This is a genomic window from Frankia sp. R82 (assembly GCF_023716925.1).
Lineage (GTDB): Bacteria > Actinomycetota > Actinomycetes > Frankiales > Frankiaceae > Frankia.
Genome location: NZ_JAMQQG010000126.1, coordinates 1 through 2454 on the forward strand (window position 1 = coordinate 1; position 2454 = coordinate 2454).

Annotated in this window: 2 protein-coding genes and 1 pseudogene; all 3 read left to right on the plus strand. The window is 71.8% G+C overall.

What is annotated here, in order from left to right; all coding sequences use genetic code 11:
* The first annotated feature begins 134 nt into the window (after positions 1 to 134).
* Positions 135 to 1181: a Holliday junction branch migration DNA helicase RuvB gene (gene ruvB, locus ND747_RS16060; RefSeq protein ID WP_251734425.1), complete on the plus strand. Its 1047-nt coding sequence runs from the start codon at positions 135 to 137 to the stop codon at positions 1179 to 1181.
* A 123-nt stretch (positions 1182 to 1304) separates the two neighbouring features.
* Positions 1305 to 1850 (plus strand): preprotein translocase subunit YajC, encoded by a 546-nt coding sequence (yajC, locus tag ND747_RS16065; RefSeq protein ID WP_251734426.1) that lies wholly within the window; start codon positions 1305 to 1307, stop codon positions 1848 to 1850.
* Positions 1851 to 2000: 150 nt separating this feature from the next.
* Positions 2001 to 2454 (plus strand): annotated as a pseudogene (locus tag ND747_RS16070) (protein translocase subunit SecD); the annotation flags it as partial.

The following is a 2454-nucleotide window of genomic DNA, read 5'->3' on the forward strand; positions in this document are numbered from 1 at the left end:
GTCCCAGCGCACCCGCCGCCGATCCCGCGCCCGACGCGGCGACGCTGCTGCGCGGGTCCCTCGCCGTGCTGCGCCGATGACGGCCGGGCCCGGGCCGCGCCGGCCGTTGTCAGGCTCGCGTCGCGGGAACGCGGATGAGTGAGCCGGGGCTGGTCTCGGCGGTCGCCAGTGCCGAGGAGCGGGCGTTCGAGGCTGGTCTGCGCCCGCATACGCTGAGCGAGTTCGTTGGTCAGGGCAAGGTCCGTGAACAGCTGACCATCATGCTCGAGGGAGCCCGGGCCCGCGGTACCCCACCGGATCACGTGTTGCTGTCCGGCCCGCCCGGCCTGGGTAAGACCAGCCTGGCCATGATCATGGCCGAGGAGCTCGGTGTGCCGCTGCGGATGACCAGTGGTCCGGCGATCGAGCGCGCCGGTGATCTTGTCGCGATCCTGACCGCCCTGTCCCCGGGCGAGGTGCTGTTCCTCGACGAGATTCACCGCATCGCCCGGCCGGCCGAGGAGCTGCTCTACTCGGCGATGGAGGACTTCCGGGTCGACGTGATCCTCGGTAAGGGCCCGGGGGCGACGGCGATTCCGCTCGCGGTCGCCCCGTTCACCCTGGTCGGCGCCACGACCCGCTCCGGGCTGCTCACCGGCCCGCTGCGCGACCGGTTCGGGTTCACCGCCCACCTGGACTTCTACCATCCCGACGAACTCACCCAGGTGCTCACCCGCTCAGCCGGGCTGCTCGGCGTGCGGCTCACTCCGGAGGGGGCCGACGAGGTCGCCGGCCGCTCCCGTGGCACCCCCCGAATCGCGAACAGGCTGCTGCGCCGGGTGCGTGACTACGCCGAGGTGCGGGCCGACGGTACGGTCACCAGGGAGGTCGCCAAGTCCGCGCTGCGGGTGTACGACGTCGACGGGCTCGGCCTCGACCGGCTCGACCGGGCCGTCCTGGAAGCCCTGGTCACCCGGTTCGGTGGCGGTCCGGTCGGCCTCTCCACGCTCGCGGTGTCGGTCGGTGAGGAGACGGAGACGGTGGAGGACGTGGCCGAACCCTTCCTGCTGCGGGCCGGCCTGCTGATCCGCACCGCACGCGGTCGGGTGGCGACTCCGGCCGCCTTCGAACATCTCGGTGTCGAACCGGTCAACGACCCCCTTGGCCGAAGCCAGGCAGCCCTGTTTCCCGACACCGGCTGACCGGTCGCCCGGCGCCCCGGCCATGGCCTGCCCGGGGCCACGTAAACCGGACTCCCGGGCCCTGCCCACCGAGCGCACCCGTTCGATACGTACGATCGCCGCAACACTTCAGGAGGGCAGGACGTGGGCGACTACGCGACGACGGCGGCAGGCAACAGCGAAGGTGGATCGATCAGCGGGTTTCTACTCCCGCTGCTGCTCGTCCTCGTCGTGGTCTATATCTTCTCGATGCAGCGCCGCCGGGCCAAGGCCCAGCAGCAGGAGGTGTCGCGCATCGAACCCGGCACCCTGGTGATCACCACGGCCGGCCTCTACGCGACCGTTGTCGAGATCGAGGACGGCGACATCCTGCTCGAGATCGCCCCGGACGTCGTCTGCCGCTTCAGCCGCAGCGCGATCGCCCGCGTGCTGAGCGCCCCTGGTGACCAGGACGACCACGACGGTCACGACCACGACGGTCACGACCACGAGCATGGCGATGATGACCAAGGCGGCCATGGCACCGACGCGCACGGCGACGGCCCGGCCCATGCCGCCGACGGACCCGAGGTCGGGGGGGCGAAGCCCCCTGCTGCCGGTGGTGCTGCGTCCGGCGATGCTGTCCCGGGCGGTCCGGCCGCAGGTGATGGGGACGCGGGCACGCCCAATAGGCTGCGCAAGGAACTCTGAGCCCGGGCGACGCATCGTCGTCCCGTCACCGCCAGGGGCTCGGAACGTACCCTCGGTGACATTCGTTCGGGTACGTTGAGCAACGCCGCTCCGGGCAACGGCGAGGCGAACCAGCGCCGGCCTGCCGGTGCATGAGGAAGGGGCTCGCACGTGGCACGCCGCTCGGCACGGGTTTCCGCGGGAACCTCCGCCTGGACCCGGCTGGGGATCCTCGGAGGGCTGTTTGCCCTGCTCTACGGCCTGATGGCCGCCACCGGCACCTGGACCCCCCGGCTCGGTCTCGATCTGCAGGGTGGCACGAGTGTCATCCTGACCCCACGCGCCACCGGTGGCCAGTCGGTGAACTCCGGCGCCATCAACCAGGCCGTGGACATCATTCGCCAGCGGGTCGACGGGCTCGGTGTCGCCGAGTCCGAGGTGCATCGCACGGGCAACCAGATCGAGATCTCGGTGCCCGGCCGCGGTCGTAGCGACGTCGTCGATCTGGTCGGCCAGACCGCGGAGCTGCGTTTCCGCGAGGTCTTCCAGACCGCTGCCGCCGCCCCCGCCGCGACGCCGGCACCGACCCGGGCGGCGACCCCAGCCCCCGGGGCGAGCGCGGCCC